The following is a 19,714-nucleotide window of genomic DNA, read 5'->3' on the forward strand; positions in this document are numbered from 1 at the left end:
AACCAAGTTTTTTAACGCAGCTGCTGCATTAAGTAAGCGTAAACCATTGAGCTTAACTCGGCAGCTTGAGTGTTATCTGCCGCGCCAGCATGGCCGCCTTCGATGTTCTCAAAATACAACACATCAATGCCCATATCTGCCATTTTAGCCACCATTTTACGCGCGTGTGCAGGATGAACCCGATCATCACGTGTTGAGGTAGTAAAAAACACTTTAGGGTATGTAACCCCTGGTGTTAAATTATGATACGGCGAGTAGGTTTTAATATACGCCCACTCTTGTGCAATATCAGGATTACCGTATTCACCCATCCAGCTGGCACCTGCTAATAACTTATTGTAGCGTTTCATATCCAATAACGGCACTTGACACACTACGGCGTTATATAGCTCAGGGCGACGAGTAAATGCAGCGCCCACTAGCAAGCCACCATTACTACCACCTTGAATGCCAAGATGTTTGCTTGAGGTGATTTTACGGGCAATTAAGTCTTCTGCAATGGCTTCAAAATCTTCATACGCTTTATGACGATGTTGTTTTAACGCCGCTTGATGCCAAGCGGGGCCGTATTCGCCACCACCACGAATGTTGGCAAGCACGTATACACCGCCCTGCTCTAACCAGTTTTTGCCAATAGTGGCCGAATAGGCCGGCAAGCGAGACACTTCAAAACCGCCATAACCGTAAAGTAACGTAGGGTTGCTGTTATCGAGTTTGATGTCTTTAGCCATCACCACAAAATAAGGCACTTTAGTGCCGTCTTTTGATTCGACAAAATACTGCTGGGTGACAAACTTATCGGCGCCAAATTGCTGTGGCATCGCTTTAATTTTATCTGTTTTTAAGCTTGCGCCATTTAAGCGATATAAACTGGCAGGCTCTAAAAAACTGGTGTAGTTAACAAAAAAGTCATCACTATCACGTTCAACATCAAACACACTTAAGGTGCCATTGGCTTCAAAGGGTACCGGCTTGCTTTGCCAATCACCTTTATCATTTTGCATGTAGCGTACAAGTTGGCTTTTTACATCATCTAACCAAGTGACAAAAATAGCATTCTGGCTAAATGACACTTGCGAAATAGAGGCGTGCTTCGTTGGCGATACCAATTCACTAAACGCTGGTTTTTGCGCAATCAGCTTATCGACTGGGGTGTAGACGATGGCACCTTGTTTAAAAGTACCTTTTTTAGTGACTAAATCACTTTTTAACTCAATATACAGCTGCCCCTTAAAGTAGCCTTTTAAATCTGCATCCTCAGGAATAGGCAGCGAGACCAGCTTTTTATTTTGATAAACATAATGTTTCGCAGTGTAAAAAGTTAAGCTTTCGGTGACAATATTCAGTGGTGTTTTATCATCAAACATCACATAACCCGACACCGCAACGGATGTTTTATCGCCTCTAAACACTAATTTAGCGGCAGACAATGGCGTACCGCGTTGCCACAATTTAACCACACTTGGGTAGCCTGAATCGGTCATGCTTTGCCCATCACCAAAATCAGTACCAACAAACACGCTATCTTTATCAATCCAGCTTAGCATTGACTTCGCCTCAGCCAACACAAACGGCTGCTGAGTACTGTCGACAAAAGATTTAGTGGTTAAATTAAATTCGCGTACTTCAGCAGCATCTGCACCCCCGCGAGACAAGGACACCAAGCAGCGCTCGTTTTGTGGATATTGGCATTCAATGCCCTTAAATACCCAATTAACCCCCTCGGCTTTACCGAGGGCATCAATATCAAGCACTGTTTCCCAGTTAGGTTGCGCTTTGGCGAATTCAGCTAACGTGGTACGGCGATAAATGCCACGCTGGTGGGTTTCATCTTTCCAAAAATTATACAAATAATCGCCAATGCGGCTGGCATAAGGGATACGCGCTTTATCGTTTAAGATCTCTAGGCTGTTTGCCACCAGATTATCAAAACCTGGGTACGCCTTAATGTGGGCCGCAGACAGGGCATTTTGCTGCTTAACCCATTCCATTGGCTTTGCGCCTTCAACATCTTCTAGCCAAATATATTTGTCTTCTTCTGCATGAACAGGTGTTGCCATAGTCATCGCACTCGCTATACATAATGGTATGATTCGCTTAAGCATTAAAATTTCCTTTTCATTATCTGCTCGCGGTATTTTATAAACTTGCCAATACTGTAATCCATTTAAACAGTGTTTAATCACTAAACTTGCGCAAACGATAGCAAGTTATGCCTAGCGGATTGACTGGTTAGCGTAATGAATATCACTGACAACGGCACGAAAATGGCCAGTCCCAATGAGATAATATGCCATAGCTAACTGAGCTTGTAAGCGTATTCAGCCTAAGAAAAGCATGAACGATGCAAATCTCAACACGGTTGTCTTACGCTAAAGTGCGCCATAGTAAGCGCGTCATTGGACTGCCTGAATACCCATGTCAAACACACTCTTGAATGCGTTTTTTGTGAGCAAAGCTAAGCGGCAACGCTGGACTAAACCTCAATATGGTTTTTACCTGCCAGTGATCATTATTGCAACACTATTATTGATGTTTACCTATGAGACTTTGGCAGTTTTCAGTCAATTTACGCAATTCTGTTTAGCGCATTTTGATTCACCGTGTATTCAGTTTTCAAGCTTATTATTCGTGCTGGCAATCGTTATTGTTGGCGTAATCCTCTTTACTCTCGTGCTGTGTTTACAATTGATTTTTTTGGCGAGAGATTGACTTGGTCACCCGGCAACATAATGGTGTAAACATCACTCAATGCTCACCATCTTTGACCTTATGGGATTGAATATATTATTCGGGTAAGGATCTACTGCCAATTTAGCTGACAAAGCAGGTATAATAATGCGCTAACTACAGCGACACTAAGACCGACATCATGGCCAAAACCGCAGCAGCATTACATATATTAGTTAAACACCAAACTCAAGCTGAAGACATCATCAAGCAGCTTAATAATGGCGCCAAGTTTGACGTGTTAGCCAAAAAGCATTCTAGCTGCCCTTCAGCTAAAAGTGGTGGTAACTTAGGTGAGTTCAAAAAAGGTCAGATGGTGCCACCATTTGACAAAGTGTGTTTCAACGGTGAATTAATTACCCCACACTTAGTCAAAACCAAATTTGGTTGGCATGTGGTGAAGGTACTTTATCGCACCTAGAAATACTCGTACCTAGAAATGGTCGATCTTAGAATGAGTCGCACCTAGAATAGTCGTTCTTAGCATGAGTCGCTCTTAGAATAAATCAGTCCAGAACAATCTTGTGATAAGTAAATGGTAAATAGTGGGCTTGATATCAATGCCCACTTTTCAAAACACCCTCGGTTTACAAAATTTACTCTCGCAGTTTGATCGACAGCTCACCGTCACGAATTTGAATATCATCCACACCATCGGCAAACGCATTCCAAAAGCCGCGATCGCCAAACTCACCCACCAAATTGACGTTTTTCATATTCCCAAGCCAGGCATTCGGGATAGGTACGCCCATTAAGCTCACGCCAACCAGAGCGACCACCGGGCGACGATTAGCGTCTAAATGAATATCTAGCCCTGTATTCACTCGTAAAATCTCCCCTGCCATAATCGGGAAATCTTCTGGGATGGGGATCAGCATTTTGGCGCTGGCTAAATTATTGGAAAAATCAATCGCGACACGCTGCGCAAAATCAGGATTGCGGCCAATCATTGAATTAACTTCTTTTTCACTAAAGGTCACCTGACGGTCGGCGTCAAATTCTCGATAGGCCTGTGGGGTTAACTCTGCGCTGTTATTATTGCCACGATTGCTTCGCTTGTTGGGATCTGACGATTGACTCACTTGAGTGCTAGGCTCAGCTTGCCAGCCCAATTGTGCCAGTTTATGGTCTAGCTGTTGAGTTTCTTTGGCCGTTAAGGTGACGGGGGTTAACGGCGACGGGAAGATATAAGTGCGGATAATAAAAAATGTTAATCCCACAGTCACCAACATGGTCGCTAAAATAATCAGCAGTAGTTTAACCCCAGACGCGCCACCTTGCCGACGGCATAGCGCCGAGATATTGATTAATGAAGCTCGCATTGACTCGCCTTTTTTTATTCTATGTTGGCCTATCATGGTAATGCTCTCTTTAGTTAAACAGCAACTATAAACTGAACATTGCAACGGATGCCCTCGTATAAAAGTATCATTACACCGCAGATAGCATGGTTGTTAAATCTTATCTTTGTTCAATAAACCGAGTTACAAATCAAGTCAATTGTAATAAAGTTGTAAATAATAAAAGACTCAAATTAACCATGACATCTGAGTATATTAAAGGATTATGATGAAGTTACTCCCTAGACACATATTAGCCCCATTGATTATCAGCGCCAGCTTGCTGCTATTAACCGCTTGTGGCGGTTCATCTGGCGGCGATGACAGCACCAATACAGGGTCTACCTCACCTCAGTGGGTTGCAGGCCAATTTGCTGACGATTCGACCTTAGCAAATCAGTGCAGCGCGCCATTAACCCAAAAGCTGTGGCTCCGCTCATGGAGTAATGACACCTACCTGTGGTACAACGAAATTATTGATCGCGATCCGGCGCCCTATAACGTAGCAGAATATTTTGAACTGCTTAAAACAGAAGAATTGTCTGACACTGGTAACCTCAAAGATAACTTTCACTTTTCCATGTCGACAGCAGAATGGGAATTACTCAATGGATCCGGCGCCTCGGTTGGTTATGGCATGACGCTAAATTTGCGTAACGCTTCAGCAGGTATTTCACGACAAGTCACTGTGGCTTACAACGAACCCAACTCGCCAGCGAGTGATGCAGACATTAGCCGTGGCGCTATTATTGTCACTGTTGACGGCGTAAGCGTCGCAGATGCCAATGACAGCGGCAGTATCGACACCATAAATGCAGGTTTATTCCCCAGCACCAGTGGCAAGCAAACCGTGTTTACGCTTCGTGATTTAGATGCACAAACAGACCGCACCGTGACACTCTCTGCTAGCACTGTGGTATCAACACCAGTACAAAACACCAAAATCATTCAAACGGCTAGTGGCAAAGTGGGTTATTTACAATTTAACGCCCACATCGCAACCGCTGAAAAAGGTTTATACGATGCCATGACTTTGCTCAGCAACGCGCAAGTTGACGATTTAGTCGTGGATATTCGCTATAACGGCGGCGGATTGTTAGCCCTCGCCAGCCAAATGGGCTACATGATTGCCGGCGATAATGCTACAGCCAACCGAGTATTTGAACGCACCAGCTTTAATGACAAATACCCTACCGTTAATCCCGTTACCCGCGAAGCCTTAACGCCGATGCCGTTTATTCCTGAATCAATTGGATTTAATACTTCATTGCTTAGCAGCGGAGTCCCACTGCCTTCGTTAAATCTTAAGCGGGTATTTGTACTAACAACGCCAGGTACCTGTTCTGCCAGTGAAGCCTTAATGAATGCCCTTCGCGGTATTGATGTTGAGGTAATTCAACTCGGCGAGACCACCTGTGGAAAACCATACGGCTTTTACCCCACCAATAACTGCGACACAACATATTTTACCATCCAGTTTAAAGGGGTAAATGATAAAGGCTTTGGCGAGTATTCTGACGGTTTTATGCCATCAACCAATCCAACCGTAGACAGCGAAGTACCAGGTTGCGAGCTAGCCGACGACCTTGGGCACGCATTAGGTGATACCAACGAAAGATTATTGAGTGCAGCCTTATTTTATCGCGACAACAACCGCTGCCCATCGACAGCAACTGCAGTCGCACGCGCACCAGCACAAGATCCCTTTGTCGACCCAGGCTTTATGCTGCAAGACACACGTAATCAAAATGTGCTTAAAAATAACCGTATTCTCACGCCATTGGCTTTGGAGCAATAATGCTAAAGCAATTAATTGGCATACTGGCGATATTGGCGGTGGGCGGCTGTGGTGCAACGGCAAACGAGTCGCCAGCCCAAATGCAACGTGCAACACTGACCAACCCAAGCAGCCAAATCCATGCTGAGTTACAACAAGCATTGGCAACTTTGTTAGGGGCAAGTAATGTATTAATCGCAGACGATGCCTTCACACAGTTGAGCCAAGAAGTGATTGAACGTGCGCAGCACAAGGATGCTAATGGTTTGCTCATAATGGGGCGCAGTACTGAGATGCCAGTCACTGTGCAACTGCTTAAACAAGGCGATAATTGCCTATTGCGTCATGTGCAAAGCGGCAATACCACCTCGTTGTCGCAAGCACGTTGCGCCGCTGAAAAATAACGGATAAATGGCCCGAGCGCATATCACTTGCGGTCGGGCCATTTATACAGATCAAGCTTAACGGCTTGGTATCCAGCGCCATGAAAACTTACTACCGCAGTTATGTGGTAGAATTAGCCTATGTTTAACATCAACGATCACACAAGGTATCGTAATGAACCCTATTCTTGCCATCTTCAAAGAACACAATATCAGTGACGCGCAAATTAATGAGCTGTTCCAGACGTTGACTGAAAACCCATTTGCCGCAATGGCGACTATTGGCCAGTTAGGGATCCCTGCGGATAAGCTACAACAATTGATGGGCATGGTTATGCAAAACCCAACCTTAATCAAAGAAGCAGTCGATGAACTGGGTTTAGACTTTTCAAAAGTTGAAGCAGCAAAAGCGCAGCTACAGCCATAAGCGCAAAGCCTTTTCAACCTGCAATAACAAAAACGGCTAGGGTCTTAAAGACACTGGCCGTTTTTTATAGCATATCTTAACTCGGGATAATAAACGTTTATTAAACAGCACTTTGACCTGATAACTGCGTGTTATTGACTTACAATAGACCCACTATTGGCGTCCCTCAAAAGCAGTTAACCAATTTTTGAGTAGTTGGTTCAATTCGGGCACTTCAGCATCAGACAGGCTTTGGACCAGTTTGTGCTGAATTTTCACGTGCTGTTCAATCACTTCATCTATGGTGACAAGACCTTTTTCAGTCAAGCCAACCGAGACACTGCGCCTGTCTTCAGTGCTGTGTACACGTGCAATTAAGTCTTTATATTCAAGCTTATCTAAACGATTTGTCATCGCGCCAGAGGTTAACATCATTGACGATAATAACCCTGAAGGGGTTAAGATATAAGGCTTACCTGCACGTCTTAATGTCGCCAGCACATCAAACTCACCCATGGTCAAGCCAAACTGTTTATGGCAAGCGGATATTTCGGCTTCAATGTGTTTTTGCAAACGCAAAAAGCGCCCAAGTAACGCCATTGGTAGCGTATCTAAATGCGGCTTTTGTTCGCCCCATTGTGCTACCACTCTATCAATATCCTCCATACCTCACCCTTATCATTTGCCACTCAAAACACAAGTTAAAAACTTAATGTAAAGATACTTCATAAAAAGGTACTTTACAAAAATAACTTAACGGTTCAGAATTGATACTTATCTTTACGTGAAGATATTTAATACAAAGGTAGTTAATGAATATTTTACTGGCCATGATCCCAGCATTTTTTTGGGGTACCACTTATGCGATGACCCAGTTCACCTTGCCCGACTGGCCACCATTATTACTCGGTGCCCTACGTGCGTTGCCTGCTGGACTGATATTATTGGCAATAAAACCTAGCCGACCTCTAAAGGCAGACTGGCCCATTTTGATTAAACTCGGCGCAATCAATATTGCGGTATTTTTCAGTTTGATTTTTATTATGGCACTCACACTTCCGTCGGCCATTTCTGGTATTGGTATGATTTCAGTGCCGGTTTTCGCGATGTTATTTCATTGGGTTAGCAGTAAAAAGCGCCCGAATCTGCAGCAAGCCTTTTCTGGCGCTATCTTAATGGCCTTAGCTTGGATGCTGTTTGATCCAAATTCGATCAGCTTAAATCCGATCGGATTAGTGGCGATGCTGGCGGCTATCAGCTGTATTATTATCGGCAGCACGGTAACTAAATCGTTAGGTTCGCGGATTCATTGGTGGACAATATTAACCTGGCAACTCGTTATCGGCGGTGCATTCTTATTGGTTGCAGCAGGAATTCAGGCACTGTTTTCACCTGAGCAATACCTCAATGTGGTAAACCAATTTAGTCTAACTAATGGTTTAGGCATCAGCTGGATAATCTTACTCAACACCGTACTCGGTTACAGTATGTATGTGTGGTTATTACAACGCATGTCAGTGGTCGACTTCACTTTTGGCGGCATTGCCAACCCAGTAGCAGGTATAGTCTGCGGCCTGGTATTAATGGGTGAGTCATACACACCACAGCAATATCTGTTGATGAGCGGGATGATTTTAGCCTCTATCGCGCCAACATTAATTCAGTTGTTACGCCAAAGAATACCCAGCACTTAGGCTAGCGATTAAAATTAGGCGCTTAGCGAGTAACTAGATTTGTAACTAAGCTAGTCGCTCTAGCCTTTAAGCGAGTAACTTAGCGAGTAATGAGACTCGTAACTAAGTTGGTCACTCTAGCCATTAAGCTAGTCGCTTAGTGGCTAATAGACTAAAAATTAAGCGAGTGACTAGACTAGTTACTTAGCTGGCAATTACAGCATTGCTCTTAACTGATTGAGTGCATCAACTGAAAAGCCTTGGTCATAAAAGTAAATCACTTTACCTTGTGCATTTAATAGCACCACTCGAGTATTGTTTGGTTTTTCATTACCGGTAAAGGCTTGTACTTTTTCACCATCTTTATAGACAGTAACTACGCCTTTCCAAAGCGGTTTAGGTATTCCTGAACGCATGCCATTATCAATAAATGTACTGAACATTCTAGGAAACAGTCCCTGTATTGTCGGAACCTCAAATACCGAAACTTGAGTTTGGGTCATGTCTAAACCAATCAACCAGCGATCAATGTCAAACTGAGAGTCTTGCTTGTAACCGATCAATAATAACGCCACTTCACCTTTTAAATCGTCAGGCAAGGTCATAGACTTTTCTTCAAGGTTTTGCCCTGATACAGACGGGAAAGCTTGCCCTGTAATAGCCTGATTTGGATAACTAGTGCTACAAGCACTAAGTAGCAATAAACTTGCAATAATCATTAAATAACGCATCTGTAGTCCTTTTTGATAAATTCCTAATCCCTTTATACGCAGCTAAGCGGCAAAAGGATTTTATTAAGCTAATTGAGATCTTTATTTTTCGGGCTCAAATAACGTTACCCTAAAGACATCTTCAAAGCTGCCATCTTGGTTACGCCGATATACACTCACTCTTTTTACTAAGTCGATTAACAGTTTAGCCAAGTTTTTATAAGCTCGCACCCACTTATTTTGGCTCGAAGCTCTATATTTTAAGCTCTATGTTTTAAATTTTAGCGGCTCTTTGCTTATGTCGCACAGGTGGCTATCGCTGTTTTTTTACCTGCTTTCGATACTGGCTTGGGGTCATGTTTTTGCAGCGCTTAAAGCTGTGGCTAAAATTAGCCCCATCACTAAAACCAAGGCGTTCAGCAATTTCATCAAGTTGTATCGGCGTTAATAATAACGCTTCGGCGATGCCAAAACGAACATCATCACGCACTTGGCGCCAACTGGTTTGTTCTAGTGTTAGTTGACGATGTAAAGTGCGAGTGGTTCGCGCTAAATGGTGGGCGATATCTTGCATTGACGCCGTTAAGCCTAAGTGTACTAAGGTGTCTTTTACCAACTTTGCTGTGGGCTGCCAGTTTTGCTTTTGTTGCAACAACTGAATGCACTGCGCTTCACATAGTCTCGCGGTAGCTTCATTGGCTTTTATCAATGGCAGATCTAATAGTGGTGCCAATCCAGCAAAACCGTTATAGCTGGCATTAAACTCAATCTCAGCACCCAGTCTTTGCTTTATATCTTCGAGTGACAAGCCTGCGGGCTGGGGCGACGTAAACTGCAATTGTATCGGCCAGTCGTTACTTTCAAATACTTCTCGTTGGATCATAGCGGCGCCCAACATGTCTCTGACTAACACCAGTTCGCCTAACTCACCAGGAATGTCGCATGAGAACCTTAGGGATAAATCGTCTTTAAGCTCAGTTAATGTTATCTGTGAAAAAACATAGGTTAAATCTAGATAACGTAAGCCTAATTCAATCGCCTTTCTCGCAGTACTGCTCGCCAATAGGGCATAGCCCATGATGCCATAACTGGTCAGGTGATAACGGCAGCCTAACGCCATTCCCACCTTAAATGGGCATGAGGTATTGAGCATGAGGTTATTTAACACCTGTAATTCTTGTTTGCCTTCGACCAGTTGGTCGTGATCTGCTAATTGGGCGCTCACCAGACCCGACCCTTGCAGCAACCGATCCTCATCAATACCCAGCTCGATGCCATAAGAAACAATAATTTGCACACTGGTAATGCTGCGAAATGTCATAACTGATGGCCGCCATGTCTTAAAATCACAAATATACGTCCCTTTAGCGTGTAGATCAATTAACAATAGTTTCCTATGCTGGAAGGATAATACAAATCGTTAACATTCTTTGAATGCTTAGAGGCATTATTACTCAAAGCAGCAATAACAACAGCGAATAACGATAGTCATCATTGAGGGTCCCGATGAACCAAGTAAAGCGAAACCCTTCGGTTGTCATCATTGGCGCAGGCATGACGGGCATCTTAATGACCATTAAACTGCGCCAAGCTGGTATCACTGACATTGTAGTTCTAGAGAAAAAAGACTGCGTCGGCGGAACGTGGCGAGAAAACACTTATCCAGGGGCTGCCTGCGATGTACCCGCTCACATGTATACCTATTCATTTGAACCTAATCCCAACTGGAGTCGCTTTTTTGCCCATGGACCAGAGATTAAACAATACTTCGAGCACGTGGCAGATAAGTATGAGGTTAAACGAGACATCCGCTTTAACGAAGCGGTTACTGACGCACAATATGCCAATGGCAAATGGACCGTAAAAACCAGCCAACAGCAAACCTATATTGCCGATTTTATAGTGTGCGCCACGGGCATTTTGCATCATCCGCAATTTCCAGACATTCCCGGACTAGCAGATTTTAAAGGTACGACATTTCATACCGCCCAATGGAACCACGACGTCGACATATCCGCTGCAACCCGGGTTGGGGTGATAGGTACAGGGTCAACCGCCGCACAAGCCATACCCGAATTGATTAAAACCGGTGCTAAAGTCTCGGTTTTTCAGCGCACACCACAATGGCTAATGCACCTGCCCGATTTTACTTTTTCAAACACCAGCAGAAAGTTAATGGCTCGCTTTCCCATCATCACCAAAATTCATCGCAATACGGGCAAGTTATTTCTAGAACATTTTTTTACCAAAGCGGTAACGGGTCACTTTATCCAAAAGCATGTGTTAAATTTTTTGTGTAAAGCCAATTTACGATTAAGCATCAAAGACAAAACCTTACGGGAAAAGCTACGACCTCATTATCAAGTAGGCTGTAAACGGGTCATTATCAACACCACCTTTTATAAAGCCATTCAAAAACCCAATGCTGAGTTAATAACAGCGGCCATTGAGCGCATAACTGAAACAGGCATTATCACTACAGACGGTAAACACCATGATCTAGACGTGTTGGTTTTATCGACGGGGTTTAATGCATTTAATTTTATGCGCCCAATGAATCTAATTGGGCGTAACAATTTACACATTGATAAAGCTTGGCAACATAAGATCAAAGCCTATCGATCAATGCTGCTCAGCGACTACCCTAACTTCTTTTTAATGCTCGGCCCCAATACCCCAATTGGTAACTTTTCGGTTATCGCCATGAGCGAGGTTCAAGCTGATTACGTGATTAAAATGATTGATAAATGGCGTGACCATGAATTTGATGAGTTTGAAGCCAAGCAACAAGCCATTGACGATTTTAATGCCTACGTAAAGGAAGGGTTAAAGGGTACGAGCTGGGTCGGTGGATGCCAAAGTTGGTATTTAGATGCCGATGGCGACCCAATTTTATGGCCTTATACTTGGCAGCGATGGGTGGATGAAATGAAACAGCCGCAGATGGAACACCTTAATACCCGATCATTTTAATTGGCGACTAATGGTAACGACTAGCGGTAACGATTAGCGGTAACGATTAACTGGATTTTATGATGAACAAAAACACCATCTTGATTACCGGCGCGGCTTCCGGCATTGGCTTAGCGGCAGCACGGCACTTTCATAAAATGGGCTACTGGGTCGGTATGGCCGACCTAAATTTAGCGCTATTAAAAGACGTCACCAAACCATGGGATCACGCTCGGGTGCGGCTATTTCAACTTGATGTCAGTGATTTTACCCAAGCACAAAATGTTGTGGCCGAATTTTGTGCTGAACATAATAATAGCTTAGCGGTATTACTCAATAACGCCGGCATATTGGAGATAGGTCCTTTTGAAGACATACCTATCGAACAGCATCAGCGCACGCTAAGTGTCAATGTCATCGGTGTAATGAACCTATGTCATGCTGCATGGCCATATTTAAACAACAATGGCACAAGTACCATTATCAATATGTCGTCAGCCAGCAGCGATTACGGAGTGCCAGAATTGGCCAGCTATTCGGCCAGTAAGTTTGCCGTAAAAGCGCTTACCGAGGCGCTAGAACTAGAATGGCAAAAATACGGCATCAGTGTATGCGATGTTATGCCGCCCTTTGTCGCCACCAATATGCTTAAGTCACAGAAAAACACTGCAAAAGTCATGCAACGACTCGGTGTTAATATCACCGCAGAAGATGTGGTAGCAGTGATAGATAAGCAAGTAAGGCAGCCTAAAACCCACAGAACGGTGAGTGTTTTTTATGGCCTATTACATAGATTAAGTAACGTATCACCAGCGCTTATCAATCGCCTAGCAATGAAGTGGTTAAGTCGATAAAGCTTTTTTAAATGCGTAACAATAACAACAACAACAAGGCCTATTAAAATGGACAGTTTCAACAAGCCACCGGCACAAGGCATTCAATCACACAAAAAACAGCTACCCATCGAGCAATTACAAGGCAAACCACTACAAGCCCCCCAACTTGAAGCTAAACAATTAATGGCCGCAAAGATGTTGTCATTAGCACCGTTATACAAGTTGCCAGTAACATTATTCAGATATGTATTTCTCGCGATGGACCGAGTACTTGGGCTGACTAAAATTGAAATGGATAAGGTGGTTAATTTAACTGTCCCAGTGAGCACTGGCACTCCTCTTATGGGCACTATTCCTTTGAACGAACATAGCGCCAGCGGTACTAGCAATAGCACAATCAACATTAGCAGCTATTATCCCAGCGCCAAAACACCTCAAAAAACACTGGTGTACTTTCATGGTGGCGGCTGCGTCATTGGCAGTATAAACACTCATGATCGCTTTTGCCGCTACCTGGCTAAACATGGCAAGATGAACATTATCTCAGTCGGTTATCGGCTGGCCCCCGAACATAAATTCCCAATCCCGATTTGTGATGCTATCGAAGCGTGGAACTATATCAATGGCAATCATCAACAACTTAATATTAATCCACAACACATAGGCGTGGGTGGTGACAGCGCAGGCGGATATCTAGCGTGTATCATCGGTTTACATTCACTGCAAACATCACTGCCAGTACAGGCAAAAGTAACACCCGCATTTCAGTTTTTAATCTACCCAATGGTAGATTTACAAGGCTTAACCGAGTCTTATCGCCGTTTCAATAAGCAATTAATACTCACCCGCGATTTAATGGATTATTTCAGGCTGCATTATTTAAACTCTCTCGACGAAGTCACTCTGCCATTAGTGAGTCCACTGCAAGCAGCAGACATTAGCGAATCGCCAAAAAGCTACATATTAACCCTTGGTTTCGATCCATTAAGAGACGATGGCATAGCATATGCGCAACGCCTAAAAGCAGCAGGCATCAACACACAACACCAGCATTATGACGATTGCATGCATGGCTTTATTTCAATAACAAAGCTCAGCGCGCGCGCCAAACAAGCCACTCATAACATAGCAATGGCATTAAATCGCTTTAATGATTAATGATTGATTGATTGATTGATGGATTGATGGATTGATGGATTGATGAAAAGTTTACTCAAACATCACGTATTTCCAGCTAGCGAGGCAACTTATGCTAAAATGCACCAATCAGCTTTATGAATGTGCAACTCTCATTTGTTTGACTGAGCGTAGTGAAACGCTACCGTGATTAACTAATGAGGATACAACAATGAGTAAGTTAAATGCCGAAGAACGTAAAGCCCGTGATAACGAACGTTTTTCACAACGAGTGGATGAACGCAGGGTAAAGGGCGAAGATGTTGTTGCGTATGCACTTGCCAATGATAAAGCGTTTAAGTTTCTGACCAAAGATGAGAAACATAGCCTTAAGGAAAGACAAGCAGCGCTTGCAGAAGACGTCAGTATTAAAAGACAGCAACAAATCGAGCTTAAAAACCAGCAAGAATTAGACAAGGTTCAAGCAGAATTTACTGATACCGCACAGTAAGCCCCTATCAACAGCCATTGTTAATGATGATGGCTAGCCCACACTCAAATGCTTATTTTTATAAACTAAAATCGATAAAGATAGGCATTTGAAGCGGCAAAAATCTTACTAACTTACAGCAATGAAAACACTGCAATTCTTAGTCAGCGACTAGCAAGCATGCGATTAAATTTATGGGGGAGCTCCTAGACTCTTAGCCCATTTATTCAAAAGAGATAAAGTTTACTTCGCCCCTGACGACCTCTGATAACGATCACTCCAAAATGACTAGCGTACCCACCGCATGAGCTCGTTAGCATCTATCACCGCGAGCTGCCTTTTAGTTAGGATCCCTGCTGAGTCAAAGAGTAATAACTCTGAAGCGCTGGCACGATGTTTAGTAATGAACGTCTTTCCCTCAGGAGTACCCACTCTGGCAAGAAGAAAGAACACATTATCACCAAGATGAGCACGAGCTTCATTCATCTGCTCAGTCTGGCTGATACTCGCAACAAGGTTAGGATCATAAACAAATACTACCGAAGGCTTACCCGTTCCGATTTGTTCGTGGGTCGCCTTAAACCCCTTGGGCATCACCATTAGCAACAGTCCAAACAGCAAGACGATGGATGCAATAACACTTATCGTAATCCAAGGCATTTTACGCGTCGCGTTTGAATTATGTTTATCCATAATAATAGGTCCCTCTTTTAACGGTTGAAGTACATAGCCAAGCAACTCAGTATAATTAATAAAGCTGAGGCCTAGATTAAAAATTGTTGCGATAAATAAACAGTAGATGATTTAGACGGCAATAACGCTTACTCTGACTTAACCAAATTCTGACCCAACTAAATTCCAACGTCTAAAGACATAATGCAATACACTATGCATCATGCAAAGTTTACAGATAATACATCATCAAGCTCACCACTGTATGCAAGCGCAGATAAAGTTGATTATGTTAATATTTTAAAATAAGTTATTTGGTTGATTTATAGCGTTTTTTATTTGAAGGATTAAATTTTTTATGGAAAAAGTGTTTGAAAGATTGATGTATGCATCACGCTGGATCATGGCGCCTATTTATCTGGGATTAAGCCTAATCTTATTAGCCTTAGGCATAAAGTTCTTTCAGGAGATCTTTCATCTCCTACCCAATATCTTCTCGATAGCAGAAGTTGATTTGGTGCTAATCACACTATCACTTATCGATATTACCTTAGTCGGTGGTCTGCTCATCATGGTGATGTTTTCAGGCTACGAAAACTTCGTATCACAGCTTGATGTGGGTGAAAACAGTGAGAAACTAAACTGGCTTGGCAAGATGGACGCCGGTTCGCTTAAAAACAAGGTGGCCGCATCTATTGTAGCGATTTCATCCATTCACCTACTTAAAGTATTTATGAATGCCGAAAATATCGCGAACGACAAGATCATGTGGTATCTACTCATCCACATCACGTTTGTGTTATCGGCCTTTGCCATGGGATATCTGGATAAAATTACCCGCAAGTAATAGCAGACTATAGTTGTGCTGACGGCATAGGTAAATAGTGGGGTAGAAAGTTGACTCTTACCCCACTTACTTCTTGGTGAAAATTTAACATGACTAAATCAATAAATGAATATTACCGCAATATTGTTCAATCACCCGCCATTTATTGAAAGTACAATGTTAAAAAAAATTATAGGACTATGTATGTTAGGTATAAAAAACATAAATTTGATCTCGCTAATCGGTATTTTGATAACGATAACTTTAGTGTCTGGATGCAATGCTAGAGGCATCATGAACCTACAGAGTGGGAATGTTTTTGCGTCTCAAACTTGGCACAATGAAGGCAACAGCTTTACCGTACCATTTGTTTGGCACGATGGTCATATCATTATTGAAACAAAGGTTAATGGAGCTAAATCATTACGTTTAGCACTTGACTCTGGAGCCTCTACTACCGTCCTTTTTGAAACACAAAGAACTAAATCACTACCTTTAGATATAGAGCGAGAAATTAAACTTCGAAGCAGTATTGTCAATGTTGTAAATGACGTTTTGATAGAAATTGGTGACATTAAACTCGCAGAGCTTACTATTATCCATGTTCCAATTGACCAGAATCCATTATTCGATAGCTACGAGATGGCCTATTTTGATGGTGCAATAGGCTTTGATATTCTGAATCATTTCAATGTTACTATTCACTACGCAGAGAAACTGGTGACATTTTCTAGGCAAGACGCACATCTAGACTTTATTGACGAGAAATGGGTGACATTACCTATTTCTATTCAAGGTCGCATTCCATATGTTGATGCTACTATGGAGAATAGTGAAGGTAATTTAAGTCAATACAGTTATGTTGTTGATACTGGCGCACCAGAGTACATATACCTGAATGAAAAGCTCGCTAAAGGGATTGAATTCCCATCAGTTTTTGTCGAGTCTCAAATTCAAAACTTTGATGGTAAACATGTGATAAAAACCAGCCGTATCAAGTTATTCGGCTTAGCTGGTGAAACATTTTTAGATATTGCTGCAAATGACTTACCTTATTTTGAAGATGACTATGGTGTTGGCTTGATTGGTAGTGGTTTATTGCGAAAATTTGATGTTCATTTTAATTACAGAGCTGGTTACATGGCCTTGCATCGAAATACTTTGTCAAATAAAACCTATATTGACCAAAGTGGTTTTGTACTTGAACCACATCAATTAGGTGGGATTGTTAAGCACGTTTCAGAAGATTCACATGCTGCAATTATTGGGATTAAAGTCGGATCGATTGTAAACAGGATTCAAGGTGTAACGCTTAATGAAGAAAATTTTGATCTACTACGAAATTTATTCCGAAGTGAGGTATCGACTTTAATGATTTGCTGGCAGAACGGAAGTGTAAATGAATGCAGTAAATTGAATTTAAACAAAACTTACCATTAAAATAAATAAATGGGATCAGAGTCTGAGGGATCCCCACAAAAGAATGAATAAAAATAATGAGATAGGTTAAAAACTAAGGAACATTCATGACATTTGGTGATCAAATTTATCGCCAAACAAAAATTACCACGAGTAAATGCCATGAATGCAAAACAAGTTTTATCAAAATGCCTCTCACTTGTCACCCCGTTAATGCACAAAACTCGCCGACAAAGTCTGTTCTCTGCAATTGAAAGCTCAATGAATGGTGGAGCATTATCAATCACAGGGCTTGGCCGTGATATTGAAAGTAAAGCCAAGGAAAAACATAAGATTAAGCGTGTTGATAGGCTTTGTAGTAATCCTTATCTTCATCGTGATATTGAGGTCACTTATACTCGTATGACCTGCTTGCTCCTCGGAAAAATGAAGCAACCCATCATTCATATCGATTGGTCAGATCTTGATGACCGTAAGCAGCATTTTCTCATTAGAGCATCTTTGGCGGCTCAAGGACGCTCATTGACACTTTATGAAGAAATACATCCACTAAACAAAAAAGAAAAGCCTAAAACTCATCTACTCTTTCTGACCAAACTGAAGGCGATGCTACCTAGTGACTGCAAGCCTGTCATCGTGACTGATGCTGGATTTCGAATTCCATGGTTTAAACAAATACTGTCACTTGATTGGGATTATGTCGGGCGATTCAGAAACAGAACTCACTGTAAAAAGCATATTGGGGATCCCCCTGTGTCAGGATTGTTGTCACCCCTTAAAATCATCCAATAATTAAATAGAGGGGGCGGTCAATGAGAGCTCAATGGCACGATATTCATCTGAACGTAAAGAAGCAGTTTTAAAGAAGTTATTGCCTCCCCACAATATGACCGTCATGGAAGTGGCACGTAGTGAAGGGATCGCCTACCAAACCCTGTATCATTGGCGCGATAAAGCTAAAAAAGAGGGTCGCCCAGTGCCAGGTAAAAAATTGACCAGTAATGATTGGTCGGCCGAAGCTAAGTTTGCCGTTCTCATTGAAACAGCGCCAATGTCTGAAGCTGAAGTAAGCCAATATTGCCGAGAAAATGGTTTGTTTCGAGAACAAGTTCAGCAGTGGAAACAAGATTGTTTAGGGGGCTTTACGACAAGTGAAGTTCAAGCCAAAACGATTAAGCAGCAAGCCAAATCAGACAAAGCAGAAATCAAATCCCTGCAACGAGAGCTGCGCTACAAAGAGAAGGCGTTAGCAGAAACAGCGGCTTTACTGGTGCTTAGAAAAAAGCTCAATGCGCTTTGGGAGGACGACAACGAGGAGAGTTAACGCCTTTGCCTAAGCGCATAACATTGGTGAATTTAATACAAGAAGCGTATGCCCACGGTGCACGTCTTTACAAGGCTTGCGCTGAAGCAGAGCTAAGTAAGCGGACGTATCGGCGCTGGTATCGAGCAGGAAAAGTACAAGCTGATTTAAGGCCCTCGGCGGTAAGACAGGAGCCAGCCAACAAGCTTAGTGATGACGAGGAAAAGCTGATACTGGCAACCTCGAATGAGGCAAGGTTTGCGAGTCTACCTCCCTCACAAATCGTGCCGACGCTGCTTGATGAAGGGGTCTATATCGCTTCAGAGTCGAGTTTTTACCGAGTGTTAAAAGCCAATGCTCAATTAAATCGACGTGGACGAAGCCAAAGCATAACAAAAAGAAGTAAACCAGATGCTTATGTTGCAGATGGGCCGAACAAAGTGTGGTCTTGGGATATCACTTATTTAGCTTCGGTCATCAAAGGACGCTTTTATTATCTGTATATGTTTGAGGATATTTATAGCCGTAAGGTTGTGGGTTATGAAGTCCATGAACGTGAATGTGGTGAGCTAGCGGCCGAGTTAATGCAACGCAATATGCTGCGTGAGCAATGCTTTAAGAAGCCACTGGTATTGCACTCAGATAATGGTGCTCCGATGAAGTCGTTAACAATGAAAGCCAAGCTTGAAGAGTTAGGCGTTACCGCGTCATTAAGCCGCCCGAGTGTCAGTAACGATAACCCTTACTCCGAGTCGCTGTTTAGAACATTAAAGTATCGGCCAGAATGGCCTAGCTCTGGCTTTAAAAGCATCACCGAAGCACGAGAATGGGTCGAAGTATTTGTGACTTGGTACAATACTAAGCATAAACACAGCAAGCTCAATTTTGTGTCACCGAGTGAGGGTCATGTGATGCAAGACAGGACTATTTTATCTAAGCGTAAGATAGTGCTAGAGGAAGCGAGGTCAAGAAATCCTAAACGCTGGCCAAACGGTATAAGGAATTGTGACGCTGTAGGTGAAGTCACACTGAACCCAGATAAGAAGTCTGAAACAGAAACAAGAAATGCAGCTTAAAATTT

General features: G+C 42.7%; 19 protein-coding genes and 1 pseudogene. 14 read left to right on the top strand and 6 right to left on the bottom strand.

Features of this window, described 5'->3' with window-relative positions:
* Window positions 1–11 precede the first annotated feature (11 nt).
* Window positions 12–2,105 (bottom strand): prolyl oligopeptidase family serine peptidase, encoded by a 2,094-nt coding sequence (locus tag AAEZ00_RS13450; RefSeq protein WP_124012619.1) that lies wholly within the window; start codon window positions 2,103–2,105, stop codon window positions 12–14.
* Between the two features lie 313 nt (window positions 2,106–2,418).
* Here AAEZ00_RS13450 and AAEZ00_RS13455 point away from each other — a divergent pair, with 313 nt between their 5' ends.
* Both AAEZ00_RS13455 and AAEZ00_RS13460 read left to right on the top strand, forming a co-directional pair.
* Entirely contained in the window at window positions 2,419–2,712 is a 294-nt protein-coding gene (locus tag AAEZ00_RS13455) for a hypothetical protein (RefSeq protein ID WP_351088760.1), read from the top strand.
* A gap of 160 nt (window positions 2,713–2,872) precedes the next feature.
* Entirely contained in the window at window positions 2,873–3,151 is a 279-nt protein-coding gene (locus AAEZ00_RS13460) for a peptidylprolyl isomerase (RefSeq protein ID WP_011639051.1), read from the top strand.
* A 175-nt stretch (window positions 3,152–3,326) separates the two neighbouring features.
* Here AAEZ00_RS13460 and AAEZ00_RS13465 read toward each other — a convergent pair whose 3' ends face one another.
* Window positions 3,327–4,052 carry an arginine N-succinyltransferase gene (locus AAEZ00_RS13465; RefSeq protein WP_124012621.1) on the bottom strand — a complete coding sequence of 242 codons (726 nt, stop codon included), beginning with the start codon at window positions 4,050–4,052 and terminating at the stop codon, window positions 3,327–3,329.
* 247 nt (window positions 4,053–4,299) lie between these two features.
* On the opposite strand from AAEZ00_RS13465, the gene AAEZ00_RS13470 reads away from it, so the two are divergent.
* The 3 genes from AAEZ00_RS13470 to AAEZ00_RS13480 all read left to right on the top strand — a co-directional run bounded on the left by AAEZ00_RS13470 (window position 4,300) and on the right by AAEZ00_RS13480 (window position 6,657).
* Window positions 4,300–5,868: a S41 family peptidase gene (locus AAEZ00_RS13470; protein WP_124012694.1), complete on the top strand. Its 1,569-nt coding sequence runs from the start codon at window positions 4,300–4,302 to the stop codon at window positions 5,866–5,868.
* Window positions 5,868–6,251 carry a hypothetical protein gene (locus tag AAEZ00_RS13475; protein ID WP_124012622.1) on the top strand — a complete coding sequence of 128 codons (384 nt, stop codon included), beginning with the start codon at window positions 5,868–5,870 and terminating at the stop codon, window positions 6,249–6,251. The genes AAEZ00_RS13470 and AAEZ00_RS13475 overlap by 1 nt, the downstream gene beginning before the upstream one ends.
* Window positions 6,252–6,405: 154 nt before the next feature.
* Window positions 6,406–6,657 carry a DUF2999 family protein gene (locus AAEZ00_RS13480; protein ID WP_101033909.1) on the top strand — a complete coding sequence of 84 codons (252 nt, stop codon included), beginning with the start codon at window positions 6,406–6,408 and terminating at the stop codon, window positions 6,655–6,657.
* Between the two features lie 153 nt (window positions 6,658–6,810).
* Here AAEZ00_RS13480 and AAEZ00_RS13485 read toward each other — a convergent pair whose 3' ends face one another.
* Window positions 6,811–7,302, bottom strand: a complete 492-nt coding sequence (locus AAEZ00_RS13485; RefSeq protein ID WP_124012623.1) for a MarR family winged helix-turn-helix transcriptional regulator — start codon at window positions 7,300–7,302, stop codon at window positions 6,811–6,813.
* A 146-nt stretch (window positions 7,303–7,448) separates the two neighbouring features.
* Between AAEZ00_RS13485 and AAEZ00_RS13490 the strand changes: the two genes are divergently transcribed.
* Complete coding sequence (locus AAEZ00_RS13490) at window positions 7,449–8,330, top strand: EamA family transporter (RefSeq protein WP_124012624.1); 882 nt, start codon at window positions 7,449–7,451, stop codon at window positions 8,328–8,330.
* A gap of 194 nt (window positions 8,331–8,524) precedes the next feature.
* On the opposite strand, the gene AAEZ00_RS13495 is transcribed toward AAEZ00_RS13490, so the two are convergent.
* Together AAEZ00_RS13495 and AAEZ00_RS13500 are read right to left on the bottom strand one after the other, a co-directional pair.
* Window positions 8,525–9,040, bottom strand: a complete 516-nt coding sequence (locus AAEZ00_RS13495) for a hypothetical protein (RefSeq protein WP_101033905.1) — start codon at window positions 9,038–9,040, stop codon at window positions 8,525–8,527.
* A 292-nt stretch (window positions 9,041–9,332) separates the two neighbouring features.
* Window positions 9,333–10,340, bottom strand: a complete 1,008-nt coding sequence (locus AAEZ00_RS13500) for an AraC family transcriptional regulator (RefSeq protein ID WP_351088763.1) — start codon at window positions 10,338–10,340, stop codon at window positions 9,333–9,335.
* A 185-nt stretch (window positions 10,341–10,525) separates the two neighbouring features.
* Here AAEZ00_RS13500 and AAEZ00_RS13505 point away from each other — a divergent pair, with 185 nt between their 5' ends.
* The 4 genes from AAEZ00_RS13505 (at window position 10,526) to AAEZ00_RS13520 (ending at window position 14,434) form a co-directional block, all read left to right on the top strand.
* Window positions 10,526–11,992: a flavin-containing monooxygenase gene (locus AAEZ00_RS13505; protein WP_351088764.1), complete on the top strand. Its 1,467-nt coding sequence runs from the start codon at window positions 10,526–10,528 to the stop codon at window positions 11,990–11,992.
* Between the two features lie 59 nt (window positions 11,993–12,051).
* On the top strand, window positions 12,052–12,825 hold the full coding sequence (locus tag AAEZ00_RS13510) for an SDR family oxidoreductase (protein ID WP_233768611.1): 774 nt from the start codon (window positions 12,052–12,054) through the stop codon (window positions 12,823–12,825).
* Between the two features lie 48 nt (window positions 12,826–12,873).
* On the top strand, window positions 12,874–13,965 hold the full coding sequence (locus AAEZ00_RS13515; protein ID WP_351088767.1) for an alpha/beta hydrolase: 1,092 nt from the start codon (window positions 12,874–12,876) through the stop codon (window positions 13,963–13,965).
* 190 nt (window positions 13,966–14,155) lie between these two features.
* The gene (locus tag AAEZ00_RS13520; RefSeq protein WP_101033900.1) at window positions 14,156–14,434 is read left to right on the top strand and encodes a DNA polymerase III subunit epsilon; all 279 of its coding nucleotides are present in this window, start codon (window positions 14,156–14,158) and stop codon (window positions 14,432–14,434) included.
* 267 nt (window positions 14,435–14,701) lie between these two features.
* On the opposite strand, the gene AAEZ00_RS13525 is transcribed toward AAEZ00_RS13520, so the two are convergent.
* The gene (locus tag AAEZ00_RS13525) at window positions 14,702–15,106 is read right to left on the bottom strand and encodes a hypothetical protein (protein ID WP_124012628.1); all 405 of its coding nucleotides are present in this window, start codon (window positions 15,104–15,106) and stop codon (window positions 14,702–14,704) included.
* A gap of 337 nt (window positions 15,107–15,443) precedes the next feature.
* Between AAEZ00_RS13525 and AAEZ00_RS13530 the strand changes: the two genes are divergently transcribed.
* The 4 genes and pseudogenes from AAEZ00_RS13530 (at window position 15,444) to AAEZ00_RS13545 (ending at window position 19,709) form a co-directional block, all read left to right on the top strand.
* The gene (locus AAEZ00_RS13530; protein ID WP_124012629.1) at window positions 15,444–15,932 is read left to right on the top strand and encodes a TIGR00645 family protein; all 489 of its coding nucleotides are present in this window, start codon (window positions 15,444–15,446) and stop codon (window positions 15,930–15,932) included.
* 183 nt (window positions 15,933–16,115) lie between these two features.
* Entirely contained in the window at window positions 16,116–17,351 is a 1,236-nt protein-coding gene (locus AAEZ00_RS13535) for a hypothetical protein (protein WP_351088770.1), read from the top strand.
* Between the two features lie 141 nt (window positions 17,352–17,492).
* Window positions 17,493–18,071: pseudogene (locus tag AAEZ00_RS13540) on the top strand (IS4 family transposase); the annotation flags it as partial.
* Between the two features lie 82 nt (window positions 18,072–18,153).
* Window positions 18,154–19,709 (top strand): IS3 family transposase gene (locus AAEZ00_RS13545; protein ID WP_351088772.1). Its coding sequence is split into 2 segments (ribosomal slippage): window positions 18,154–18,607 and window positions 18,607–19,709, totalling 1,557 coding nucleotides; the frame shifts between segments, so codons are not numbered across the junction.
* Window positions 19,710–19,714 lie beyond the last annotated feature (5 nt).

The organism is Shewanella sp. S1-49-MNA-CIBAN-0167, from assembly GCF_040310145.1.
Lineage (GTDB): Bacteria > Pseudomonadota > Gammaproteobacteria > Enterobacterales > Shewanellaceae > Shewanella > Shewanella psychromarinicola.